A 24,276-nucleotide genomic window follows, 5' to 3' on the forward strand; every position below is an offset into this window, starting at 1 on the left:
CTTTCAAGCCCTACGTCTGCCGTGGTTTGCCTCAGATCAAGTAAGAATTTTTTGCAGCGCATCAAAGTGCATACGCGACGTTACACAGTGCTCCAGGTGTGCCGGCCGGCGGGTGCGCCGTCACGCCGCTGTCATTGCATGAATGCAACACGATGAACGAACTGTTCCGTCTGACTGATCCACTGGACCTGTATCTGGTCCGTCACCCGAAGCCGGCCGTCGACCCGGCGCTGTGTTACGGCGCCGCCGACCTGCCGGTGGCCGAGGACATCGCCGCCTGCGCCGCACGGCTTGCGCCACTGCTGCCAACCGACGCGCGCGTGGTCAGCAGCCCGCTGACGCGGGCCCGTCTGCTGGCCGAAGCGGTATCGCCGACGGTGCATCTGGACGCGCGGCTGCGCGAGCTTGATTTCGGCGACTGGGAACTGAAGCCCTTCGCCGACATTCCGGCGGAAGGCTTCGAGGTGTGGGGCAGCACGTTGATCGACTTCCGCGCGCCCGGCGGCGAGCTGTACGCGGATATGGCGACGCGCGTCTGGGACGCTTTCGAAGCACACCGCGCCGGCACGGGTGCGCTGGTCGTGGTCGCGCACAACGGGCCGATGCGCGCGCTGACCGGCACCCTGCTCGGCCTGCCCCCGAGCCGCTGGCTCAATCTGGAGTTCGAGTTCGGCCGCGTCACGCATCTGGCCATTGGCCCGCTCGGGCCCAAGCTGCGCAGCTTCAATCGCTGAAGCCTGCGCGCAGCGCAGCCCGGATGAACAGAGCCCGGCCGGATCAAGGATAATCCGCGCTTCTCCGCCCGACGCCCACCATGAATTCACCCCAGGTTTCCAGCCGCGCGCTGTATATGCGTCTGCTCGGCTACGTGCGCCCCTACTGGATCGCCTTCGCCGTCTCCATCGTCTGCATGGCGCTGACGGCAGCGGCCGAACCGGTCTTTCCGGCGCTGATGAAGTCGCTGCTCGACGGCGGCTTCGGCGGTCAGGACCCGCAGGCGGTGTGGTTCTACCCGTTGGCCATCGTGCTGCTGTTCGCGGTGCGCGGCATCTTCGGTTTCATCGCCGACTACGCCTTCGCCTGGGCCGCCAACAACGTGGTGCTCGATCTGCGCCGCGCGATGTTCGGCCGCCTGCTGGCACTGCCGACCGATTTCTTCGACAACAACTCGTCCGGCGCGCTGATTTCCAAGGTCGCCTACGATGTGCAGGGCGTGACGCAGGCGGCGACCAACGTGATCACCGTGTTCGTGCGCGACACGCTCACCGTGGCCGGCCTGCTGGCCTGGCTGCTGTGGCTGAACTGGAAGCTCACGCTGATCGTGCTCGGCATGCTGCCGCTGATCGCGCTCATCGTGCGACTCAGTTCGCGTCGCATCCGCGAATCGGCGCGCGGCGCGCAGACGGCGATGGGCAGCATCGCGCACACGCTGGAAGAAACCATCGAGGCGCACAAGGTGGTGAAGATCTTCGGCGGCCAGGACTACGAAATGGGCCGCTTCGACGCCGCCTGCCGCAAGCAGCGCCGGCAGAACATGCGCAACATCGTCGCCGCCTCGCTGGTGTCGCCGATGACCCAGGTGCTCACCGCGGTGGCATTGGGCATCGTCATCGCGGTCGCGCTGGCCGACTCGGCGGCCAATCGCACCACGGTCGGCGGCTTCATGGGCTTCGTCACCGCCATGCTGATGCTGCTGGCGCCGCTGAAGCGGCTGACCGACGTGAACGCGCCGCTGCAGCGCGGGCTGGCGGCGGCGGAAAGTGTGTTCCAGCTGATCGACCAGCAGGCCGAACGCGACAGCGGTACGGTCGAACTCGAACGTGCGCGCGGCCGCATCGACTTCGACCAGCTGGGCTTCGGCTACCCGGGCCGCGAACTGCGCGTGCTGCAGCACTTCGATCTGTCGATCGCGCCGGGCGAGACAGTGGCGCTGGTCGGCGCTTCGGGCTCCGGCAAGACCACGTTGGCGCATCTGCTGGCGCGTTTCTACACGCCGACTTCGGGCCGCATCCTGCTTGACGGGCACGACATCCAGAACGTGAAGCTGGCCAGCCTGCGCGCCAATATGGCGCTGGTGAGCCAGGACGTCGTACTGTTCAACGACACGGTGGCGGCCAACATCGCCTACGGCGCGCTGCGCGGCACCGACCGCGCAGATATCGAGGCGGCGGCTCGCGCCGCCTATGCGCTGGATTTCATCCAGGCGATGCCGGAAGGCTTCGACACCATGATCGGCGAGAACGGCGTCAAGCTGTCGGGCGGCCAGCGCCAGCGGCTGGCGATCGCGCGCGCGCTGCTGAAGGACGCGCCGGTGCTCATACTGGACGAAGCCACCTCGGCACTGGACACCGAATCCGAGCGTCAGGTGCAGGCCGCGCTCGAAGTGCTGATGAAGAACCGCACGACGCTGGTGATCGCGCACCGGCTGTCCACCATCGAGCGCGCCGACCGCATCGTCGTGATGGACCGCGGCCGCATCGCCGAGATCGGCAAGCATGCCGACCTGCTGGCAGCGGGCGGCATGTACGCCGGCCTCTACAACTCGCAGCTCGGTGGCGGCGAGTGACAGAGCGTCAGATCTTCAGCGCCGCCGCGTAACCGGTCAGCTCCAGATAGCCGCGGCCGACCCGGCGCGCGCCTTCGAACACGGTCACCGCGCCTTCCCAGTAGATGGCGCCACTGCTGGCGCGGCTGTCCAGTTCCTGGTCGTCGAACAGCGGTTTCACCAGGAAGCGACGCCCCCCCACACTGACGTCGAGTTCGATCGGATAGGCGCCGCCGCTGCGCGGGCTGCGCCAGACGCGGCGCACCGCGAAACCGACTTCATTCGACGCATGGCGGCGATCGCCCGCCGCGTCGCGCACGGTCGCTGCCGCCCACAGCGCGTGGCCGTTGGCGTCGCGCATGCGGAAGGCCATCAGCGCACCGCCGTCGTCCAGATTGATGCCCAGCCAGTCCCAGCCCTGCGCGCCCTCCGGCATCAGCGCGCTCGACCACTCGTGATCGAGCCAGGCGCGACCGCGCACGGCGCCGGTCTTCGCAGCAATGCGCAGGCGTCCGCTCACCTCCAACTGCGGCCAACTCAGATAGTGACTGGCGTGCGCCGGATCAGGCCCCTTTCGGCTGAACCCCTGTTCGCCCTGCCACAGCACCGGCTGCGTCGGCGCGAAGGTCAGCGCGTAGTCGAAATCGTCCGCCGCGATGTGTGCGAGCAGGCGCTCCGGCGCAGGCTGGCGGGCCAGATGCCAGTCGTCGATGCGGACGTCGAGGTCGTCGGCCGACGCCTCGGCCAGACCGAAGCCGGCGCGGGCGATCTTCTGCGCGTGCAGCAGGCGGCCACGCGCCGGGTCGGACACCGCGGCGTGCGCGAACAGCAGCTGGCGCGGCGCGAAGCGGCTCGGGTTGGCATCGTGCGCCGGCTGGCGCACGCGGAAGAAGGTGAGCTGGAAGCCGACCGGTGCCGCAGCATCGCGCTCCAGCCAGCCGGTGATGTACCACCACTCGATGCGGTGGCCGGGGTGCGCCCCGTGGTCACGCGGCAGGCTGCGCGGCGTGGCGGGCAGCACCGGATCGTAGGCGGCTTCGTCGGCGCGGGCCGGCAGCACGGCCAGCAGTGGCAGGTGCAACAGCAGTCGACGCAGCGCGGAATTCATGATGCGCAGAGCGCGCCCACGGCAGGAGGTTCCCGCTCAGCGCAGCAGCGCTTCGAGCTCGTCGGCGATGCAGGCACCGGTCTTCGTCGGGTCAGCGCCGGCGTGACGCTGCGCCAGCGCGCGCGCCGCCGCGGCGAAGCGCGGTTCGTCGAGCAGGCGACGCAGCAGCGACGGGTAATCGGTGTTCCGGCTTCCCGGCGGCACGGCAAGACCGAGGCCGCCATCGACGATGCGACGCGCCACCATGTACTGCTCCATGTGATTGGGCAGCACCAGTTGCGGGCACCCGGCAAGCGCCGCAGCGCTGACGGTGCCGATGCTGGCGTGCGAAACGACCAGATCGGCCGCGCGCACAGCCGGGTCCATCCGCACCGGCGCCGATTCAAAACGGATGGACGGCCCACCGAGCCGTCGCGCGGCGTCCGGCGACAGCCCTTTGGCATGCACCAGCGTGCGCATGCCGGACTGCCGCAGCGCCTCCATCAGCGCATTGAAATCCGCGTGCTCGGGCGACAGGTAGACGAACACGCGCGCCCCCTCGCCCGCCGGCCACTCCGGCGCCACGCCGCTGTCGCCGACGTAGCTCGGACCAACCATCCGTACGCGCTCGTCGTATTCGGGGTAGTGGGCCAGCTCCGGCAGGCTGGCGGCGATGCAGCGCACCCCGCCGAACAGTTCGGTCAGGCGCAGCAGGGCGCTGTCACCGAGCAGCGCCAGCGCCTGATTCACCGGCGCCAGCAATAGCGCATCGCTGCGTGCGCACTGGGCAACGTCGCCCTTGTCCCAGTAGTTCATCGCCGGAAACACGTCGCGATGCGGCGGAATCTCGAAGCAGTTACCGATCGCCGCGATCGGCGTGCCGCGGCCGCGCATCGCCAGCATCGCGGTCGGCGCGTGGTCGCACACCAGCAGATCCGGGCGGTGCAGTTCGAACAGCCCGCGCCAGGCGGACAGCAGCCCGGCCAGTCCGCCCGGGTCCAGCCATCCGGCAGCGGCCAGCACGGCCGAGAAATTGACCAGCTTCGGCGGGTTGACCATGCGCGGCAGCCACAGCGGCGACTGCAGTACCGGAAAACCGTCGGCGACGATGCGGCCGTGCGCGCGCGCGAGATCCTTCAGCGCAAAGGTGACCGCGTGCCCGCGTTCGCGCAGCGCGCGCGCGGTGATCAGCATGCGGTCGATGTGGCCCATATTGGCGCCCAGTTCCCAAGCCATCAGCACACGGCTCATCGCGCGCACACCTGTCGAGGGGCTTTACACCACGCCCTGTCGGAGCGCGAAGACGACGTGCAAGTCATTGATCCGTTTAACCTAAGAAGATGGGCATAAATCTTGTTACAGGCGGCGAGCGCCTTAATCGTACAGGATGAAAACAATGAACTTCTCGCTGCCCTCGCGCCCGACACTGATCGCGGTATCGCTGTTCGCCTGGTTCAGTCAGGTGCCGCTCGCCCACGCACTGCCGGTTCTCGGCGCCTCGTCCGCCGCCAGCAGCAACGGCAGCACTGCAACACCTTCTGATTGGGTGACGCCGGAGTACCGCAACAGCTCGAGCTACATCTGGTCGGGCGACAACAACTCCGCCTCCGGTTACGCCTTCTCGTCCGCCACCGGCGCCTATGCCGTGTCCTCCTCGGCCTACGGCTACAACGGCAGCGCCAGCGCGATGGCGAGCATCCTCGCCACCGTCACCAACGCCTCGAACGTGGCGCAGAATTTCAGCCTCACGTTCAAGATCTACGGCGGCTCGATCAGTGCAACGAACTACTACGCGCTCGACGCAGACGAATACCTCAGCGTCGATTACCTGGCGTCGATCAAGATCGATGGCAATCAGGTCTGGTACTCGTCGGCCAGCATCCAGAACAACGGCGGCGTCATCACGCACGACAAGTCGGGTACCGACCTGAACAGCAACGACGACGGCAGCGACGGCTATTACAGCTGGCAAAGCCGTTACGTCACCATCGACCTCGGCGTGCTCGACCCGAACGAGTCGCTCGACGTGTTGGCCGAGCTGTCGGACAGCGCCGCCAGCAACCTCGGGGTCTACGCCTACGATTGCGGCGGTGGTTACGAGGGCTACGGCGGCTACGGTGGATATGGCGGCTACGGCCCGGTGCTGCAGAGCACCTCGGTGTGCACGCAGAGCAAGGGCAATGCGTCGGCCTTCTACGGCGACCCGTTCGAGATCGAAGCGAATCCGGTCAACGCTGACCCGAACAGCCTGCGCGTCACCACGCGCGCCGTGCCGGAGCCGGGCAGCCTCGCCTTGCTGGCACTCGCGGCGGGCGCGGCCGGCGTCGCACGACGGCGGAAGAAGCGCGGCTGAGTCGCACGTCGGCACCGACAACAAAAAAGCACCGCATGCGGTGCTTTTTTGTTTCCGCCGTCCGGAGGCGATCAGCGCTCGACGAAGGCCCGCTCGATCACGTAATCACCCGGTTCGCCCACCCCCGGAGAGATGACGAAGCCGCGCGCGTCGAGCAGGTCGGCGGTGTCCTTGTTCATACTCGGGCTGCCGCAGATCATCGCGCGGTCGGTTTCCGGATTCAGCGGCGGCAGGCCGAGGTCGTCCGTCATCTTGTTGCTGACGATGAGATCGGTCAGGCGACCGCGGTTGCGGTAGGGCTCGCGCGTGACGCTGGGGTAGTACAGCAGCTTGTCGCGCACGAACTCGCCGAGGAATTCGTCGTTCGGCAGCTCGTTCTCGATGTAGTCCTGGTAGGCCAGTTCATTCACGTGGCGTACGCCATGGAACAGGATCACCTTGTCGAAACGCTCGTAGGCTTCGGGATCGCGGATCAGGCTGAGGAAGGGCGCCAGACCGGTGCCGGTGCCGAACAGATAGAGGTGCCGGCCCGGCTTCAGGTCGTCCAGCACCAGCGTGCCGGTGGGCTTGCGGCCGACCAGGATTTCATCGCCCGGCTGCAGGTGCTGCAGCTTCGACGTGAGCGGGCCGTCCGGCACCTTGATGCTGAAGAACTCCAAGTGTTCCTCGTAATTGGCGCTGGCGATGCTGTAGGCGCGCAGCAGCGGCTTGCCGCCGGTTTCCAGACCGATCATGACGAAATGACCGTTGCGGAAGCGCAGACCGGGGTCGCGCGTGGTCTTGAAGCTGAACAGCGAATCGTTCCAGTGATGGACGCTGAGGACTTTTTCGGGCGCGACGCTGGCCATGGCAGTAATCCGGTTGAAAGGCGTTGGTGCATTTATAGCGCCGCAGCGCACCATAACTCAACAAACCAAATAACAATGTTTCGATAACCTGTGGTTATCCCGCTTCCGGTGCGCGACGGTACGACAGATGACGCGCCAGCGTCGCCACCAGTTCCCCGGCCTGGAAGGGTTTGCTGATGAAATCGTCCATGCCCGCGTCGCGACAGCGGGCGCGGTCCTCGTCCAGCGCGTTGGCCGTGATCGCGACGATGGGCACCTGCTGCCAGTGCGCATCGCCCAGCGCGCGAATGCGGCGCGTCGCCTCCAGCCCGTCCATGACCGGCATCTGCATGTCCATCAGCACCAGATCGAAATGGCGCTCGGCGCAGGCAGCCAGCGCCTGCCGGCCGTCGGCCGCCTGGGTGATGCGCACGCCGTGGCGCGACAGCAGGCGGCCGAGCAGCACCTGGTTGACTGGCGTGTCCTCGGCGATCAGCACGTCGGCATCAAGCAGCGCCGCCTCGTGCGTCGATGCCGCCTCGTCCGGGCGCGCCGCGACGTCCTCGGTCGCTGCGGCCGGCAGCGGCAATTCGACGCGGAAGGTGCTGCCGCGGCCCGGCGTGCTGTCCAGCGTCAGCGTACCGTGCATCAGCGCAACCAGTCGCGACACGATGGACAGGCCCAGCCCGGTGCCGCCATAGGTGCGCGTGGTCGATGAATCCGCCTGCGAGAAGGGCATGAACACCTGCGCCTGCTTGTCGGATGCGATGCCGATGCCGGTGTCGGCGACCGACAGCGCGATCCGCCCCGCGCCTGCGCTCTCGACGCTCACCGTCACGCCGCCGTGGGCGGTGAACTTCAGCGCATTCGACACCAGATTGGACAGTATCTGCCGCAGCCGCAGCGGATCGCCGGTGACGATGGCGGGCAAGGCCGGCGCGACCTGCCAGCGCAGCGCAATGCCCTTGGCCGCGGCCTGCGTCGAGAAGATGGCCAGCGTGTCGGCGACCAGCGTTTCGAGGCCGAAATCGACCGCCTCCAGCTGCAGCTGACCGGCATCGACCTTGGAGTAGTCGAGGATGTCGTTCAGGATGCCCATCAGGCTGTCGGCGGACGATTTGACCCAGCCGAGGTTCTCGCGCTGCTCGTCGCTGAGCGGCTCCGACAGCACCATGTCGGTCATGCCGATGATGCCGTTCATCGGCGTGCGGATTTCGTGACTCATCGTGGCGAGGAAGGCCGCCTTGGCGCGGCTGGCCGCCTCGGCCTCGTCGCGTGCACGACGCAGTTCGTCGGCCGCCGCGCGCGCCGCCGACACGTCCTCGCTCAGCCACAGACAGCCGATCTCGCGGCCGTCGCCGTCGCGGACGGCAAAGCTGCGCTGGGTCAGCGTGCGGCCGTCGGCGAGCAGGATCTCCCGCTCGCGTCGGTGAGGACAGAACACCGTCATCGCCGCGCCGGGCGACAGCCGCGCGGCACACATCGATTCGACCACCTGCAGCGCACACCCATCCGGCGGACGACCGGCGTCGAGCGCCCACACCTGCGCCAGCTTGTCGTTCGCGTACAGCACCCGGTTCTCGTGGTCGGCCAGCAGCACGCCAATGTCCATCGCGTCGAGCAGCGCTTCGAGGCGACCGTTCGCCTCGGACGCGATACGCGCCAGACCGTGCTCCTTCTCGTGCAGCGCCTGCAGTTCGCCGATGCGCTCCCGGATCGCCGCCGACATCGCGTTGAAGGCGCGACCGAGCTGGCCGACCTCGTCCTCGCCCTCGGCGACCGGCGCCGGCGTCAGGGTGCCGGTCGCAACCTCTTCCGCCGCATGCGTGAGCCGCAGCAGCTGGCGTGTCAGCCACAGACCGAGACCGGTCAGCAGCGCGATCGACAGCAGCAGTTCGCCCCCGGCGATGCCGATGCCTTGCAGCAGCAGCTGGCGGTTGGCACTGCGCAGCGCCGACATGTCGAGACCGAAATGCAGCTGACCGAGCGGCTGCCCGGCCAGCGCCACCGGCGTGACCAGATCGTAGATCGGCGGATCGTCCTCGACCGACAGGTCGAAGCGCTCGTCGGTCTGCGGTACCGGCGCATCGCGCGACCAGCCGCTGTGCGCGACGACGTGGCCGCCGCTGTCGCGCAGGATGAGATAGGCGATGCCCTGACTGGATCGGCTCTCGTCCAGCACCGCCTGCATCGTCGCGTAGTCGCTCTGCGCCATCGGCGCCACCAGCGCCGCGTTCAGTATGGGCACGATCTGCTGCGCGTGACGCTCCGCCTGCTCGGTCATGTGGGTGCGCTGCAGGCGCACGCTGTTGCTCACCAGCAGCGTCAGCATGACCGCCTCGACGACGATGGCCGCGATCAGCAGGCGGCCGCGCACCGAGCGCCGCAGCCGGAAATCGAACAGTCGGCTCACAGAGCGGACTTCTTCAGTTGTTCGCGCACCTCGGCCGCGTAGGGCGCCATCGCATCGAGTTCGCCGGAACGCAGCGGGCGATAGCCTTCAAGCTTGTAACGGGCGAAGTAATCGACGCCGGCCGGCGTTTCGGCGAACGACCACAACGCCCTCTCGATCGCGGCTCCGCGCGCCGCGTCGGCCTGATTGAGCAGATAGACGCGGCCGACCATGGCCGGACTGTCGGTCAGCAGCTGCAGTCGCGCACGCACCTCGGGCGCCAGGCCCTGAAAGTTCGCAAGCGACATCGTGCCGGCGCTGACTTCGCCATTGAGCAGCAGCTGCGCCACGCTGTCGGCGGCGCTGACGTAGCGAACGGTGACGCCGGCCGCACCGTGCTCGCTCATCCAGCGCAGGCCCCACAGCGTCACCAGCGACGACGGACTGAGCCCGGCCACCGTGCTGCCGGCCAGGTCGCGTGCCGACTTCGCCCGGCTGCCCGCAGCGACGGCAACGACCGCATGAAAGGGCGCACGGTAGGTCAGCAGCGGCCGGTAACGCGCATCCGCGCGCAGCAGTTCGGCCTGATGTCCGGTCGTGATGACCAACTCGTATTCGCGGTTGAGCGCCCGCCGCGCGAACTCGGTGAAGTCCGGCGCGGTGACGATGGCAACGGGCGTGCCGAGCGTCTTCTGCAGATGCTGCCGCAGCGGTTGGTACATTTCGATGATGACGCGCGAGCTGGTGTGCGGCGCGACGCCGATGCGGAACAGCGGCGCGTCCTGGGCAAGCGCAAGCGCGGGAATGAAACAGGCGACGGACAGCAGCAGACGGGTGAAGGCGAGGAACATCCGGGCAGACGGGACGGCAATGGACACCCCGCGTTAACGGAACGCGCCGTCGCCCCCTTGAGCGGATGCTGCGCCACAACACCGACGCAACACACTGTTTAACAATGATTTTTTCCAGCGGACCTGGGTGACTCGAAGCGTGTTCAGCCGCGCAGCCAGGCGATCAGTCCGCCATAGCAGGCCGCATGCGAAAAGCGCTCGCGGGCGTAGGTGTGGGCGGCGCGCGCGTAGCGCCGGCGCAGCGGCAGATCGTCGAGCAGCGTGCGGCAGGCGTCGGCAAAGGCAGCGGCTTCGTCGGCGAGCAGAAAGGCCTCGCCGGCGCCATCCTCCAGGCCGCGCGCGCCTTCGCGCGTGGTGACCAGGGGCAGACCGGCGGCGAGCGCCTCGACCGTCTTGATCTTCAGCCCGGAGCCCCAGCGCACCGGGTTGATGGCGATGTCCACGCCGCTCCACAGCACCTCGATGTCGGGAACGAAGCCGCGCGCGCGGATGCCGTCCGGCAACGGCTGCGGCAGCAGCGCGGCGATGTGCCCGGCCACCTGCAGCTCGGCACGCTCGGCGGACAGCGCGGGCCACACGTCATCGATGAACCACTGCAGGCCGTGCCGGTTCGCCACCCACTGGCTGGCCGCGTAGCCGACCACACGCGAATCCGGCCTCACCGGCTGCGCCGGCAGCACCACCGGGTGCGGCACGCACAGCGCCCGTTCGCCGAGCACGGCGGCGACACGCGCGTGATCGTCCGGCTGTATCAGCAGCACGCGGTCGTAGTGCTGCAGGAAGGCGAGCTCGCGTTCGAAATCCAGCGCCTCCTCGACCGCGACGCCCACGCTCGCGCGTGACGCGGCGTTGTCACTGACAAGGTCGTGCGTGTCCATCACCAGGCGGATGCCGTCCGGCACCCCCAGCCGCAGGAAATCGAGCTGCAGCCGCGACAGCAGCACGCAGTCCGGCGCGATCTGCCGGCACATGCCGCGCAGCCCGCTCACCAGCGCGGCGCGTTCCGGCCTCGCGGTGTCGCCGACGGCGAGGCGGTAGCGGTGCCGGCTGCGCTCGACGAAGGGCCGGGTGGCTGCGTCAGGCTGCTCGGGGAAGAACACGGTCAGATCGCAGACTTCGGCCAGCGCGTCGATCAGCGCCGCGGTGCGCGCCGCTTCGCCGTTACCCGGACGCCAGTAGCGGCTGCGGGTGACGAATATCAGTTTCGGTCGGCTCATCGGAGACGCTTCGGGGAAGATGAAAGGACGGAAGGTGAAGGGACGGATAGAATTCCGCTTTTACCCGATTCTGCAGGAGCTTCCATGCCCGCCTACCGTTCCCGTACCTCGACCCACGGCCGCAACATGGCCGGCGCCCGCGCGCTGTGGCGCGCCACCGGCATGAAGGACGGCGATTTCGGCAAGCCCATCATCGCCATCGCGAACAGCTTCACCCAGTTCGTGCCGGGCCACGTGCACCTGAAGGATCTCGGCCAGATGGTCGCGCGCGAGATCGAGAAGGCCGGCGGTGTGGCCAAGGAATTCAACACCATCGCCGTCGACGACGGCATCGCGATGGGCCACGGCGGCATGTTGTACTCGCTGCCTTCGCGCGATCTGATCGCCGACAGCGTCGAATACATGGTGAATGCCCACTGCGCCGACGCGCTGGTGTGCATCTCGAACTGCGACAAGATCACCCCGGGCATGCTGATGGCGGCGCTGCGGCTGAACATCCCGACCGTGTTCGTGTCCGGCGGCCCGATGGAAGCCGGCAAGGTGAACTGGGGCCAGAAGATCATCGCCGTCGACCTGGTCGACGCCATGGTCAAGGGCGCCGACAGCAACTGCTCTGACGAGGAGGCCGAAGCCTACGAGCGCAGCGCCTGTCCGACCTGCGGCTCCTGCTCCGGCATGTTCACCGCCAATTCGATGAACTGCCTGACCGAAGCGCTGGGCCTGTCTTTGCCGGGCAACGGTTCGGTGCTGGCCACCCACGCCGACCGCAAGGCGCTGTTCCTGCGCGCCGGCCAGCTGGCGGTGGAACTGTGCCGCAAGTACTACGAAGGCGAGGATGCCTCGGTGCTTCCGCGCTCGATCGCCAGCTTCAAGGCCTTCGAGAACGCGATGACGCTGGACGTGTCGATGGGCGGCTCGACCAATACCGTGCTGCACCTGCTGGCTGCGGCGAAGGAAGCCGGCGTGCATTTCACGATGGCCGACATCGACCGCATTTCGCGCCACGTGCCCTGCCTGTCCAAGGTGGCACCGGCCAAGTCCGACGTGCACATGGAAGACGTGCATCGCGCCGGCGGCATCATGGCCATCCTCGGCGAACTGGACCGCGCCGGCCTGATCCACCGCGACCTGCCCACCGTGCACAGCGCGACGCTGGGCGAAGCGCTCGACAAGTACGACATCGTGCGCACGCAGGACGAGGCCGTCCGCACCTTCTACCGCGCCGCCCCCGGCGGCATCCCGACCCAGGTCGCCTTCTCGCAGGACCGCCGCTACCCGGAACTGGACCTCGACCGCGAGAACGGCGTCATCCGCAACAAGGAACACGCCTTCAGCCAGGACGGCGGGCTGGCCGTGCTGTACGGCAACATCGCCGAGCGCGGCTGCATCGTGAAGACGGCCGGCGTCGATGATTCCATCCTGAAGTTCTCCGGCACCGCCAAGGTGTTCGAAAGCCAGGACGACGCGGTCGCCGGCATCCTCGGCGATCAGGTCAAGCCGGGCGAAGTCGTGGTGATCCGCTACGAAGGTCCTAAGGGCGGCCCGGGCATGCAGGAAATGCTGTATCCGACCACCTATCTGAAGTCCAAGGGCCTGGGCAAGGCCTGCGCGCTGCTGACCGACGGCCGCTTCTCCGGCGGCACCTCCGGCCTGTCGATCGGCCACGCCTCGCCGGAGGCGGCCCAGGGCGGCCTGATCGCGCTGGTCAAGGACGGCGACGTGATCGAGATCGACATCCCTAACCGCACCATCCACCTCGCGGTCGATGACGCCGAACTGGCGCACCGTCGTGAAGCGGAAGAGGACCGCGGCGCCGCCGCGTACACGCCGCACGCGCGCGAGCGGGTGGTGTCGACCGCGCTGCAGGCCTATGCGCTGATGACCACCAGCGCCGACACCGGCGCCGTGCGCGACCTGAGCCAGCTGCGTCGCTCTTGAGCGCAGGCCCGATGCCGGGCCGCATCGCCGCCCTGACCGCGGCGGCGATGCTGGCCTTCGCCGCCAACTCCATCCTGAACCGGCTGGCACTGGCCAACACGGCGATCGACGCCGCCAGCTTCACGCTGATACGCATCGCCGCCGGCGCCCTGGTGCTGTGGGCACTGGTGCGCCGCCAGCCGGACGGACGGCTGGCCGGCGACTGGCCCGGCGCGGCGGCTCTGTTCGTCTATGCCGCCGCCTTCTCCTACGCCTACCGCGAACTGGCCGCCGGCACCGGCGCGTTGCTGCTGTTCGGCACCGTGCAGGTGACGATGATAGGCACCGGCCTGCTGAAGGGTGAGCGGCTGTGCGCGCTGCAGACCGTGGGTCTGCTGCTGGCGCTGGCCGGGCTGGGCGTGCTGCTGGCACCCGGTGTCAGCGCACCGCCGGCCGAGGCCGCCATCATGATGGCGCTGGCCGGTATTGCCTGGGGCGTCTACTCGCTGCGCGGCCGGCGCGCCCGCGGCACGCCGCTGGCGATGACCGCCGGCAACTTCGTGCGCGCGGTGCCGATGGCGATCGGTCTGTCGATGATTGCCGCTGCCGATGCGCGCATCGATGCGCTGGGCTTCGTCTATGCGGCGCTGTCCGGCGCACTGGCGTCCGGCGTCGGCTATGCCATCTGGTATAGCGCGCTGCGCGGCCTCAGCGCAACGCAGGCAGCCAGCGTGCAGCTGTCGGTGCCGGTGATCGCGGCCATCGGGGGCGCACTGCTGCTGTCCGAAGCGCTGACGCTGCGCCTGCTGCTGGCCTCGGTCGCGACGCTGGGCGGTATCGCACTGGTGGTAACGACCCGCCGGCGGTGATCCAGGGTCTGTTGCCATTGAATCGCGGGCCGCGCGCGATTCAATGGCAACAGACCCTAGCGCGCGGCCACCGCCTGCACGCGCGCCGCGTGCACCGCCTGCGCGATCGACGGGCCGGAAGCCTTGCCGGATTCGGCCAGCTGCTTCGCGATGGCACCGGCATCGACCGATCTGAACGCCTCTGCGGCCGCGCGTACGAGCCCGGCCTGCGGATAGCCGCGCGCGTCGAAACCCGGGCGGCTGCGCGCGTCCGCTTCGCAGGCGAGCAGGATGTCGGCCAGCCGTTCCGGTTTGCGCATCACGTCCAGCCGCTCCAGCAGCTTCACCATGGTGTCGGCACGCAGCTCGGCGGCACGGTGCACATTGGTGTGTTCCTGCGCCACCAGCCGCGCGATGTCGGCGATATCGACCGGCACGCGCAGGCGCTCGGCCACCTCGCGCGCCAGCTTCGCGCTGCGCGGCTCGTGCGCGATGTGGCGCGGCCACTCCTCCTTCGGCGTCGTGCCCTTGCCGAGGTCGTGCGCCACCAGCGCCCAGCGCACCGCCAGCGAAGCGCCGTGCGCCGCCGCCCAGTCCAGGCACTGCATCAGATGGAGGCCGGTGTCGATCTCCGGGTGATGCTGCGGCGGCTGCGGTACACCGAACAGCGCGTCCACCTCCGGCAGCACGACACGCAGCGCGCCGCACTCGCGCAGCACTTCGATCATGCGCGAGGGCTTCGCCTCCATCAGCCCGCGCGACAGTTCCTGCCACACGCGTTCGGCCACCAGTGCATCGACCTCGCCGCAGTCCACCATGTCGCGCATCAGCGCCATCGTCGCCGGCGCCACCGTGAAGTCGTGGAAGCGCGCGGCGAAGCGGGCCAGCCTGAGTATCCGCACCGGGTCTTCCGCAAAGGCGGCGCTGACGTGGCGCAACACGCGCGCGGCGATGTCGGCGCGGCCGTTGCACGGGTCGATGAGCGTACCGTCGTCGGCGAGTGCGATCGCGTTGATGGTGAGATCGCGCCGCTGCAGATCCTGCTCCAGCGTCACCGAGCGGTCGGCGTGGAACACGAAGCCGCGGTAGCCCGGCGCGGTCTTGCGCTCGGTGCGCGCCAGTGCGTGTTCCTCGTGCGTCTGCGGGTGCAGGAAGACCGGGAAATCGCGACCGACCGGCGTGTAACCGGCGGCCACCATGTCCTCCGGCGTGGCGCCGACCACCACCCAGTCGCGGTCGCCGGCCGGCAGCCCCATCAGCTCGTCACGGACCGAGCCGCCGACGCGGTAGATCTTCATCTATCTGTGCGCTTTCGAGCGCGCGTGCTCGAAGCGGTCGGTCGGCCGGAAGTCGGCCAGGCAGGCGTCGATCTCGCTCTCCAGTGTCAGCGGCACGAAACCGAAAGGCAGCGCGCAGCCGGCATCGCACACGCTGTCGACCTGCATCGAGCGCAGGTTGTCGCGCGACATCAGCGTCGGCCCCGGCGCCAGTTCCAGCGCCAGCGCCTGCAGCGACGCCAGCGGGCCGGGCAGACCGATGACGCAGCGCTCGGCGCCGATGGTACGGCCGGTCATCTTCACCAGTTCGCGCATCGTGTAGACCTTGGGGCCGCACAGCGCCCAGGTCTGGCCGATGGCTGCCTCGTCACCCAGCGCATGCACGATGCAGCGCGCGACGTCGCGTGCGGCGACCGGCTGGTAGCGGGTGTCGGCACCGGCCAGCGGGAACACCGGGAACATCTTCAGCAGACCGGCGAACATCGACAGGAAACACTTGCCGTCGCCATACACCAGCGACGGGCGGAATATCGTCCAGTCCACGCCACCGGCGCGTATCGCCGCCTCACCGGCGGCCTTCGAACGCAGGTAGCCGGATGGCGCACCTTCGGCGGCGCCCAGCGCGCTGACATGGACGAGCTGACGCACGCCGGCCGCCTTCGCCGCAGCGGCGATGGCCTTGGGCAGCGCGACGTGCGCACGTTCGAAATCGCGTCCCCATGGGCTGCCTTCGCGCGAATGCAGGATGCCGACGAAGTTCACCACTGCATCGACGCCCGTCATCAGGCGCGCCAGCGCGGCCGGGTCGTGCACGTCGGCCTCGACCACGTCGATCATCGGCAGCAGTATCAGATGCTTGGCGCGATCGCGGCGGCGCGTCGGCACGATGACGCGTACGTCGCGGGCGGCGAGCTGGCTGGCGACGTGGCTGCCGATGAAGCCGGCGCCACCGATCAGGAGGACGGTTTTCGGGAACATGGGGGCACTCCGGGTCTGTGGGTCGAGACTCTGTTTGTGGATCAGATCGGATCGTCCGGCAGCGCGCCGGGACCGGGCTGTATGGTGCCGAGGCGCTGCTTCAGACCGATCTCCTTGCGGCCGAACACGAGGTTGTACATGACGGCGTTGGCCATCACCTTCTTCACGTAGTCGCGCGTTTCGGTGAACGGAATGGTTTCGGCGTAGATGGCGCCTTCCAGCGGTTTGGCGGCACGCCACTTCTTGGCGCGGCCGGGCCCGGCGTTGTAGCCGGCGCTGGCCAGCACCGGGTGGTCGTCCAGGCTGTCCAGCACCAGGCGCATGTAGCTGGTGCCGAGCAGCAGATTGGTGTCGGTGTCGGCGATCTGCGACGGCTGGTAGCCGTTCAGACCGATCTTCTTCGCCACCCACTTGGCGGTCGCCGGCATCACCTGCATCAGGCCCTGGGCACCGGCCGACGACTTCGCGTTCATGATGAAGCGGCTTTCCTGCCGCATCAGGCCGTACACCCAGCTCAGATCGAGCGCGCGCGCCTGCACGTGCGGCTCGACCTCGCTGCGCATCGGCGCCAGGTAGCGCAGCGCGTAGTCGTGCTCGGCCACGGTGCGGTCGGCACTGGCGATGGCGCGGTCCCACAGCGACTTCTTTGCCGCGAGGTGAGCGACCGCCAGCAGTGTGCGGTCGTCCGCCTCGCGGATCGCCCAGTTCCATTCGCGCACCGCTTCGGTACGCAGGTCGAGTGCGAACAGCTTGAGCGCGCGCTGGATGGCCGGCGTCAGTTCGGCGCGGCGGATGTCCTCCGGCGACGGCTCGGCCGCCTGCGGCGGCAGCTGGTAGGGCTGACCCAGTTCCTCGCGCGCCAGCAGACCGTAGAAATTCGGCTGGTCGGCAATGCGGCGATAGTGTTCGCGCGCCTGGTCGACGTGGCCGGTGGCGCCGCGCGCGCGGCCGCCCCAGTAGATCCATTCCGGCTTCGACGCCAGCGCTTCGGGCATGCGCTCGACGATGTCGCGCAACACCTTCCACTTGCCGTCGCGCATCGCGGCACGCGCGCACCAGGCGAACACCTCGTCGCCGTCCATCGCGTCATCGGCCGAGCGGCACCACTGCAGCGCACGCGGGTCGTGCCGCATCGCGCCCTGCCAGCCGAGCTGACCGAAAGCGTAGGCGCGTTCCTGCGGACTCAGACGGGCGGCGATCACCTCCAGACTGCGCTCGGCCGCGCGCACGTCGTTGCGCGCCATGCGGGCGATCGCCATCAGCGCCAGCTCGCGACCACGGCGGGTGATCGAGAAATTGGCCGGCTGGCGGACCAGCCAGCGCGCCGGATTGGCGACGATGTCGTCGAGCACGCGGCCCGGCCGTTCGGCCGCCGGCAGCAGATCCAGCACGCTGCTCGCCTGACCCGGCCGCTTCGCCTCCATCTGCCGGCGCGCACGCGCCCAGACGTCGTCCTCGCTCAGACGACCGGCGTCGAACAGCGCGGCGAACACCGGATTGCAGGCCGACGGGGCGTCGTCCAGCGTGTCCCACAGCATGCGCGCCTCGTTGATCGCCGCCGCGTCGCCGACCACCATGCCCGCGCGCGCAGCGTGGCAGCGCAGGTCATTCTCGGGCGACGGATTCTTCAGCGGCAGCTTTGCGTATTCGGTGCGGTAAGCCGCCCACTGCTCGGTCTTCGCCAGCTGGCGCAGCCAGTCGCTGCGCAAGCGTTGCGCAACCACCGTGTCGGCATTGCGTTCGAGGAACACCGCAATGCTGTCCGGCGACGTGCGGTCGATGTCCATGCGCAGCCGGTAATAATCGATGTAGGACGCCAGCGGGTGGGACTGCAGGCCGGCGGCGTAGCGTTCGAAGGCCTGGCGGTTGCCGGCGGCAAAGGCGTCGCGCGCGGCGAGGAAGGCCGCGTCGTCATTGGCGTGCGCGACGGCAGCGACAGTCATGCAGGCGCCGATGAACAGCGTGCGGACGGTGTGAAGCGGGAATCGTGTGGGCATCTGCTAGTGTTTCCGGGTTTGCACGAATGATACCGCCCGCACATGAATGTTCCCGATGATCGCGCACGCCGCAAGGCGCTGCGACTCGAACTGGTCGGCCGCCGCCTGGCCATGGACCCAGCCACCCTGGCGCCGCTGCACGCCGCGCTGAACGAAAGGCTGGAGGCGCTGCTGACCCGTCTGGCGCCGCGCTCGATCGGCTTCACCTGGCCCTATCGCGGCGAATTCGACGCGCTGCCACTGATGCGCCGCTGGCTGGCCGCAGACCCGTCCCGCTGGGCCGCACTGCCGGTGGTCGGCGAGAAGGGCCAGCCGATGAGCTTCCGCCGCTGGGCGCCGGACAGCGCGATGGCGACCGACCGCTACGGCATCCCCTACCCGGCCGAGGGCGGCCCGGTGGTGCCCGAACTGCTGCTGATCCCGTGCAACGGTTTCGACGCGCGCGGCTACCGGCTGGGCTACGGCGCCGGCCATTACGACCGCACGCTGGCCGCGCTCGAACCGACGCCGCTGGCCGTCGGCGTGGCGATCGAGGACGGCCGCCTCGACGATCTGCAGCCGCAGCCGCACGACCTGCCGATGGACTGGATCGTCACCGAAGCCGGCGCCTTCCCGTCGCGCCGCTGAGCGGCCGGGCAGCGCGCCGCTGGCCGTCTATGCTGGAAGCAGTCCCGACCTGATCGCGCGCCTGCCGGCACCGGGGTGCGCGCCTGCAAGGCCCCGCACGGAGGAGGACGGCATGAAACGCATCTATTTCCTGGTACCCGGCATCGACACCGCACGCACCGTGGTCAACGACATGCTGGTGGCGCGCATTCCCGAGAAGCACATCCACATCCTGGCGCGACGTGGCACGCCGCTGGAAGAGCTGCCTGAGGCGACCATGCTGCAGAAGTCCGACTTTTCGCCGGCCGTGCAGCGCGGACTGGCCATGGACGGCAGCGTCGGCATACTGGGCGGGCTGATCGGGCTGGCGCTGTCGCCTGGCGCGGCGGTGATCGCCGGCGGCATCCTGCTGGCGTCCGGCCTGGGCGGTGCCGGCGCCGGCGCCTGGGTCGGCGGCATGGTCGGGCTGACTGCCGGCAACACGCACCTGAAGGCCTTCGAGGACGCGATCGAACAGGGCCAGCTGCTGGTCATGCTCGACGTGCCGCGCGCGCGGGTCGACGAAATCACCGAACGGGTGCGCGCCCTGCATCCGCAGGTGCAGCCGCACGGCGCCGATCCGGACATTCCGGTGTTTCCGTAGGCGAAAAAAACCGGGCCGCGTGGCCCGGTTCGTTGCGTCCTGCGGACGCTTACTTCTCCATCACCTTCTTCAGGTTTTCCAGACCGCTCTTGTAGACGCCGGTCACCGCGCTCAGCGCGGCTTCGTCGTCCTCACCCTTCGGGGGGTCGTTGTTCATGTACTTGCGATAGAAGGCGCCGCGCCATTCGACCACCGAGGTGCCGCCGTCGCCGGCTTTCACCGTCAGGTTCGAGCTGTAGTTGGTCACCGGCAGCGCGCCGCCGTCCTTGGCGCGGTAGGAGAACTTCTTCGCCGCCGGGTCGATGGACTCCAGCGTCTCGACCAGTTCGCCGCCGCCCTTGAGCTTCAGCGTACGCACCGAGCCGACGTTGCTGCCGTTGGTGGCGGTGCTGCTCTCGACCGCCGGATGCCAGCCCTGCAGCTGGGTGAAATCGCTCACCTTGGCCCACACCGCATCCGGGCTGGCCTTGATGGTGATGGTTTCGAACGCCTTCTGGCGGGTCGGGCCGTGCGCGTGGGCGAACGATGCCGCCAGCGACGCGGCCAGCATCATGACGAATGCCGATACAAAACGCATGGGTTGAATCTCCTCGTTGTCAGAATGGTTGGGTTGAAAAGTCGGCGACGAAAAAGGCGGTGAAGATAGCGGCAAGCACTGTCGCGATCAACGTGCCGCCGCAGGCTTGTGCATGAAGCGCCCGAAACCGCGCGGGTTGCGCCCGAGTTCGATGCTGCCCAGCGACTGTCCGGTCCGCGCGTCGTACACGCCGACCAGATCGTCCATCCAGCTCACGACCAGCAGTTTAGTGCCGGCCACCGCGACGCCCTCGGGATAAACGACCGAGGGCCAGGTCGCGATGACGCGCCGTTCCGCTGTGTCGATGACCGATACGCTGTCGCCCTTCTGATTCGTCACGTAAGCGCGCGCGCCATCGTCAGAGAAAGCGATGCCATAGGGCGCCTTGCCGACCGGCAGTGTAGCGACGGTACGTGACTGTGCGAGGTCGACCACCGACACGTCGTCGCTCCACACGTTCAGCGCATACAGCGTGCGGCCGTCGGCCGACAGTTCGAGCGCGAACGGATGGTTGCCGACGGCGATGACGCCGGTCTGCTTCATCGCGTCGAGGTCGAGCACGCCGACCGCATTGTCGTCGCGGTTGGCGACATAGGCGGTACGACTGTCGGGCGACGCGACCAGCCCGGCCGGCGCGTTGCCGACCGCGATCTCGCCGAGCGCGGCGTGGCTTGACGCATCGAACACCAGCACGCGGTGGGAGAACCAGTCGGCCACCAGCACACGTCGGCCGTCCGGCGTGACGGTGATGCCGACCGGGCTGCGGCCGGCCTTCATCTCGCCCACCACCGCGCGGCTCGCCAGATCGATCACGGTGATCGTCGCGCTGTCCGGCGCGCTGACGAAGGCCTTGCCGGCCGCCTCGCTGACCCAGATGCCGGCCGGCGACTTGCCCGCCGGCAGGCGGGCGACGATGGTGGACGCGTCGACGTCGACCACCGTCACCTCGTGCGAGCCCTGGTTCGTGATGTAGGCCAGCGGCCCGGCCGACGCACAGGTCGCCGCGGCGCACAGCGCCAGCAGGACGGCGAAGCGCCTCATCCGAGGAAAAGCTTGTACGCCGGATTCGCGGTTTCCTCGCGCCAGGAATAGCCCAGCGTGTCGAGGAAGCGCTGCAGCGCCGCCGCGTCGCCCGGCGGCACCTGCATGCCGACCAGCACGCGGCCGTAGTCGGCGCCGTGGTTGCGGTAGTGGAACAGGCTGATGTTCCAGTCGCGACTCATCGAGTCGAGGAATTTCATCAGCGCGCCCGGACGCTCCGGGAATTCGAAGCGGAACACCTGTTCGTGGCCGACTGCCGGGCTGCGGCCGCCCACCATGTAGCGCACGTGCAGCTTGGCCATTTCGTCGTCGGTCAGATCCAGCGCCGGGTAGCCGTTGGCGGCGAGGTGATTCACCAGCTCGGCGGCCTCGGCGCGGCCCGATACCTGCACGCCAACGAAGGCGTGCGCCTCTTTCGCGTCCTTGTAGCGGTAATTCAGTTCGGTGATGTTGCGGCGACCGAACAGCGCCACCAGCTCGCGATAGGCGCCCGGGCGCTCGGGCAGCGTCACCGCCAGCACCGCTTCGCGCGACTCGCCGATCTCGGCGCGTTCGGCGACGAAGCGCAGGCGGTCGAAATTCATGTTGGCGCCGCTGGCCACCGCGACCAGGGTCTTGCCCTTCACGTTGTTGCGCGCCGCCCAGGCCTTGGCGCCGGCCACCGCCAGCGCACCGGCCGGCTCCAGAATCGAGCGGGTGTCCTCGAACACGTCCTTGATCGCGGCACAGATGGCGTCGGTATCGACCAGCACCATTTCGTCGACGTACTGCTGCGCCAGCCGGAAGGTTTCCTCGCCGACCAGCTTGACCGCAGCGCCATCGGCGAACAGCCCGACGCTGTCGAGCTGTATGCGCCTGCCCGCCTTCAGCGACTGCGCCATCGCGTCGGCGTCCGACGCCTCGACGCCGATGATGCGGGTGTTCGGACGCAGCCGCTTGATGTAGGCCGCCACACCGGCGATCAGCCCGCCGCCGCCGACGCAGCAGAACACGGCGTCGATGGGCTTCGGGTGCTGGCGCAGGATTTCGACGCCTATCGTGCCCTGGCCGGCGATCACGTCCGGGTCGTCGAACGGATGCACGAAGGTGAGGCCCTGCTCGGCTTCGAGCTTGCGGGCGTGCGCGTAGGCCTCGTCGTAGGATTCGCCAGCCAGTACCACCTCGCCGCCGCGCGCCGCCACGGCGTCCACCTTGATGCGCGGCGTCGTCGTCGGCATCACGATGACCGCACGGCAGCCCACCTTGGCCGCCGACAGCGCCACGCCCTGGGCGTGATTGCCTGCCGACGCGCAGATGACGCCACGCGCGCGCGCTTCGTCCGACAGCTGGGCGATCTTGTTGTAGGCGCCGCGCAGCTTGAACGAGAACACCGGCTGCATGTCCTCACGCTTGAACAGCACGGTATTGCCGATGCGCCGCGACAGGTTCGGCGCGGCGTCGAGCGGCGTTTCGACCGCGACGTCGTACACTTGCGCGTTGAGGATTCTTTCGAGGTAGTCGGTTTGCATGATGAGGACACAGCGCAGCCCGCACCGGCGCCGGAATGGCCGATGCGCAAGCACGCAAGCCTAGCAGCGCGCACAGGCCGGGGGCAAATCGCGCCCGGCACGGACGCGCGCTGAGCATGGATTTCATGCCCGGGGCCGAAGCCAGCCTGGCCGGACTGACGCTCGCCAGCTTCCTGTCGGCCACCGTGCTGCCCGGCGGCTCGGAAGCGGCGCTGCTGGCCGTGCTCGCCGCCCACCCGGAACAACGCGACGCCGCGCTGCTGCTGGCCACCGCCGGCAACACCGCCGGCGGCATGGTGAGCTACGCGATGGGGCGCTTCATCCCGCGCAAGGAACTGCCGGGCCGGCTGGCGCTGGTGCAGACACACGGCACGACGGCGCTGCTGCTGTCCTGGGTGCCGCTGATCGGCGACGCACTGTGCATCGCCGCAGGCTGGCTGCGCCTGCCGCCGCTGCGCAGCGCAGTCATGATGGCGATCGGCAAGGGTGCGCGCTATCTCGCCATCGCCGGGCTGATGGCATGAAGAACAGTCGCCACGCCACCCATCTCGCCCGCCACCTCGCGCTGCTGTGGACGCTGCTGATCGCCTACGCCAGCCTGCATCCGCTGGGCGACTTCCGCGAAGGGGGTGGCGACCTGCTCGGCTTCCTGAGCGCGCCGTGGCCGCGCTACTGGACGCGTTTCGACGTGATCGCCAATGCGCTCGGCTACCTGCCGCTGGGCTTCCTGCTGGTGCCGGCCGCGTCGCCCTGGCTGCGCCGTCTGCCGGCCTTCCTGCTCGCCTGCCTGCTGGCGACCGGCCTGTCCATCGGGCTCGAAGTTCTGCAGCACTATCTGCCGACCCGCGTGCCGTCCAATCTCGACGTCGCGTCGAATGCCCTGGGCGCCGCCTGCGGCGCACTGCTCGGCGCGCGCTGGGGCGGCATGCTGGGCGACGGCGGCGCGCTGGCGCGCTGGCGCGCGCGCCGCATCGTGCGCGGCCACACCGGCGAATTCGCCTTGGTGCTGCTCGTGCTGTGGTGGCTGGCGCAGATCGATCCGGACACGCCCTTGTTCGGTCTGGGCGACCTGCGCTGGGTGTTCGGCCTCGAAGCACCGGTCGATTTCACCGAACGGCGCTACCGCGCAGTGGAGATCGGCGCCTGCATCTGCGCGATGGTGAGCGTCGGCGTGATCGGCTGGCACAGCATGCGCGCGCGCAGCTTCTGGCTGCTCGGCTCGACTTTCGTCGTCGCGCTGGCGATCAAGGCCGGCTCCGGCGCGGTGCTGGTGCCGGCCGGCGGTGCCTGGCTGTGGGCCACACCGGGCGCGCTGGCCGGGCTGGCCGGCGGCGCTGTCGCGCTGCGCGTCGCGCTGTGGCTGCCGGTCACGCTGCGCTTCGGCGTCGCGGCGCTGGCCCTGCTCGCCGGCGTGGCACTGGTTAACCTGGCGCCCGACAACCCCTACCCGTCGGCGGTGTCCGATGCCTGGCGGGCCGGGCACTTTTTCAATTTCAGCGGTCTGACCCGACTGGCGTCGGCGCTGTGGCCGTATTTCGCGCTGCCTTACCTGATGGCGCTGCAACTGCGCGAAAGCCGCGGCCGCCATGCCGCCCACGATCACCGATAATCA

The 24,276-nt window shown here is 68.7% G+C and carries 21 protein-coding genes; 9 read left to right on the forward strand and 12 right to left on the reverse strand.

The features are described 5' to 3' along the window. Positions 1–152 precede the first annotated feature (152 nt). Positions 153–734 carry a histidine phosphatase family protein gene (locus WJU27_RS13660; RefSeq protein WP_020163210.1) on the forward strand — a complete coding sequence of 194 codons (582 nt, stop codon included), beginning with the start codon at positions 153–155 and terminating at the stop codon, positions 732–734. A 116-nt stretch (positions 735–850) separates the two neighbouring features. Beyond that, the gene (gene msbA, locus WJU27_RS13665) at positions 851–2,566 is read left to right on the forward strand and encodes a lipid A export permease/ATP-binding protein MsbA (RefSeq protein ID WP_020163209.1); all 1,716 of its coding nucleotides are present in this window, start codon (positions 851–853) and stop codon (positions 2,564–2,566) included. A gap of 7 nt (positions 2,567–2,573) precedes the next feature. Here the strand turns inward: msbA and WJU27_RS13670 are convergent, their stop codons facing one another. Both WJU27_RS13670 and WJU27_RS13675 read right to left on the reverse strand, forming a co-directional pair. Further along, positions 2,574–3,653: a lipocalin-like domain-containing protein gene (locus WJU27_RS13670; RefSeq protein ID WP_341422459.1), complete on the reverse strand. Its 1,080-nt coding sequence runs from the start codon at positions 3,651–3,653 to the stop codon at positions 2,574–2,576. A gap of 36 nt (positions 3,654–3,689) precedes the next feature. Next, positions 3,690–4,883 carry a glycosyltransferase gene (locus WJU27_RS13675; RefSeq protein WP_341422460.1) on the reverse strand — a complete coding sequence of 398 codons (1,194 nt, stop codon included), beginning with the start codon at positions 4,881–4,883 and terminating at the stop codon, positions 3,690–3,692. A gap of 145 nt (positions 4,884–5,028) precedes the next feature. Between WJU27_RS13675 and WJU27_RS13680 the strand changes: the two genes are divergently transcribed. Further along, positions 5,029–5,985, forward strand: a complete 957-nt coding sequence (locus WJU27_RS13680; protein ID WP_341422461.1) for a PEP-CTERM sorting domain-containing protein — start codon at positions 5,029–5,031, stop codon at positions 5,983–5,985. A 71-nt stretch (positions 5,986–6,056) separates the two neighbouring features. Here WJU27_RS13680 and WJU27_RS13685 read toward each other — a convergent pair whose 3' ends face one another. From WJU27_RS13685 to WJU27_RS13700, 4 genes are all read right to left on the reverse strand, one after another. After that, positions 6,057–6,833, reverse strand: coding sequence for a ferredoxin--NADP reductase (locus WJU27_RS13685; RefSeq protein WP_020163205.1), 777 nt, complete (start codon positions 6,831–6,833; stop codon positions 6,057–6,059). 94 nt (positions 6,834–6,927) lie between these two features. After that, a complete protein-coding gene (locus WJU27_RS13690) occupies positions 6,928–9,225 on the reverse strand; it encodes an ATP-binding protein (RefSeq protein WP_341422462.1) in 2,298 nt (765 codons plus the stop codon). After that, positions 9,222–10,055: a phosphate/phosphite/phosphonate ABC transporter substrate-binding protein gene (locus WJU27_RS13695; protein ID WP_341422463.1), complete on the reverse strand. Its 834-nt coding sequence runs from the start codon at positions 10,053–10,055 to the stop codon at positions 9,222–9,224. Before WJU27_RS13695 ends, WJU27_RS13690 begins: the two co-directional genes overlap by 4 nt. Before the next feature lie 143 nt (positions 10,056–10,198). Continuing rightward, positions 10,199–11,272, reverse strand: a complete 1,074-nt coding sequence (locus WJU27_RS13700; protein ID WP_341422464.1) for a glycosyltransferase — start codon at positions 11,270–11,272, stop codon at positions 10,199–10,201. A gap of 84 nt (positions 11,273–11,356) precedes the next feature. Here WJU27_RS13700 and ilvD point away from each other — a divergent pair, with 84 nt between their 5' ends. After that, positions 11,357–13,210, forward strand: coding sequence for a dihydroxy-acid dehydratase (ilvD, locus tag WJU27_RS13705; protein ID WP_020163201.1), 1,854 nt, complete (start codon positions 11,357–11,359; stop codon positions 13,208–13,210). A gap of 11 nt (positions 13,211–13,221) precedes the next feature. After that, complete coding sequence (locus WJU27_RS13710) at positions 13,222–14,058, forward strand: DMT family transporter (protein ID WP_341422465.1); 837 nt, start codon at positions 13,222–13,224, stop codon at positions 14,056–14,058. Between the two features lie 56 nt (positions 14,059–14,114). Here the strand turns inward: WJU27_RS13710 and WJU27_RS13715 are convergent, their stop codons facing one another. The 3 genes from WJU27_RS13715 to WJU27_RS13725 are packed head-to-tail and all read right to left on the reverse strand — an operon-like array spanning position 14,115 to position 18,289. Then, complete coding sequence (locus WJU27_RS13715; protein WP_341422466.1) at positions 14,115–15,335, reverse strand: multifunctional CCA addition/repair protein; 1,221 nt, start codon at positions 15,333–15,335, stop codon at positions 14,115–14,117. Continuing rightward, positions 15,336–16,292, reverse strand: coding sequence for a complex I NDUFA9 subunit family protein (locus tag WJU27_RS13720; RefSeq protein ID WP_341422467.1), 957 nt, complete (start codon positions 16,290–16,292; stop codon positions 15,336–15,338). It lies immediately after the preceding gene. Between the two features lie 41 nt (positions 16,293–16,333). Further along, positions 16,334–18,289, reverse strand: coding sequence for a lytic transglycosylase domain-containing protein (locus WJU27_RS13725; protein ID WP_341422468.1), 1,956 nt, complete (start codon positions 18,287–18,289; stop codon positions 16,334–16,336). 42 nt (positions 18,290–18,331) lie between these two features. Here WJU27_RS13725 and WJU27_RS13730 point away from each other — a divergent pair, with 42 nt between their 5' ends. Both WJU27_RS13730 and WJU27_RS13735 read left to right on the forward strand, forming a co-directional pair. Then, the gene (locus tag WJU27_RS13730; protein WP_341422469.1) at positions 18,332–18,916 is read left to right on the forward strand and encodes a 5-formyltetrahydrofolate cyclo-ligase; all 585 of its coding nucleotides are present in this window, start codon (positions 18,332–18,334) and stop codon (positions 18,914–18,916) included. A 112-nt stretch (positions 18,917–19,028) separates the two neighbouring features. Beyond that, positions 19,029–19,538, forward strand: coding sequence for a DUF1269 domain-containing protein (locus WJU27_RS13735; protein WP_341422470.1), 510 nt, complete (start codon positions 19,029–19,031; stop codon positions 19,536–19,538). A gap of 49 nt (positions 19,539–19,587) precedes the next feature. On the opposite strand, the gene WJU27_RS13740 is transcribed toward WJU27_RS13735, so the two are convergent. The 3 genes from WJU27_RS13740 to ilvA all read right to left on the reverse strand — a co-directional run bounded on the left by WJU27_RS13740 (position 19,588) and on the right by ilvA (position 22,664). Further along, positions 19,588–20,115, reverse strand: coding sequence for an SRPBCC family protein (locus WJU27_RS13740; protein WP_020163194.1), 528 nt, complete (start codon positions 20,113–20,115; stop codon positions 19,588–19,590). Positions 20,116–20,202: 87 nt separating this feature from the next. Then, the gene (locus WJU27_RS13745) at positions 20,203–21,156 is read right to left on the reverse strand and encodes a YncE family protein (RefSeq protein WP_341422471.1); all 954 of its coding nucleotides are present in this window, start codon (positions 21,154–21,156) and stop codon (positions 20,203–20,205) included. Continuing rightward, positions 21,153–22,664: a threonine ammonia-lyase, biosynthetic gene (gene ilvA, locus WJU27_RS13750; protein WP_341422472.1), complete on the reverse strand. Its 1,512-nt coding sequence runs from the start codon at positions 22,662–22,664 to the stop codon at positions 21,153–21,155. The genes WJU27_RS13745 and ilvA overlap by 4 nt, the downstream gene beginning before the upstream one ends. Positions 22,665–22,780: 116 nt before the next feature. Between ilvA and WJU27_RS13755 the strand changes: the two genes are divergently transcribed. Together WJU27_RS13755 and WJU27_RS13760 are read left to right on the forward strand one after the other, a co-directional pair. Continuing rightward, positions 22,781–23,188: a YqaA family protein gene (locus tag WJU27_RS13755; RefSeq protein WP_341422473.1), complete on the forward strand. Its 408-nt coding sequence runs from the start codon at positions 22,781–22,783 to the stop codon at positions 23,186–23,188. Then, complete coding sequence (locus tag WJU27_RS13760; protein ID WP_020163190.1) at positions 23,185–24,273, forward strand: VanZ family protein; 1,089 nt, start codon at positions 23,185–23,187, stop codon at positions 24,271–24,273. The genes WJU27_RS13755 and WJU27_RS13760 overlap by 4 nt, the downstream gene beginning before the upstream one ends. Positions 24,274–24,276 lie beyond the last annotated feature (3 nt).

Origin of the sequence: Methyloversatilis sp. NSM2, from assembly GCF_038066675.1 — a bacterium.
In the GTDB taxonomy this organism is placed as follows: domain Bacteria; phylum Pseudomonadota; class Gammaproteobacteria; order Burkholderiales; family Rhodocyclaceae; genus Methyloversatilis; species Methyloversatilis discipulorum_A.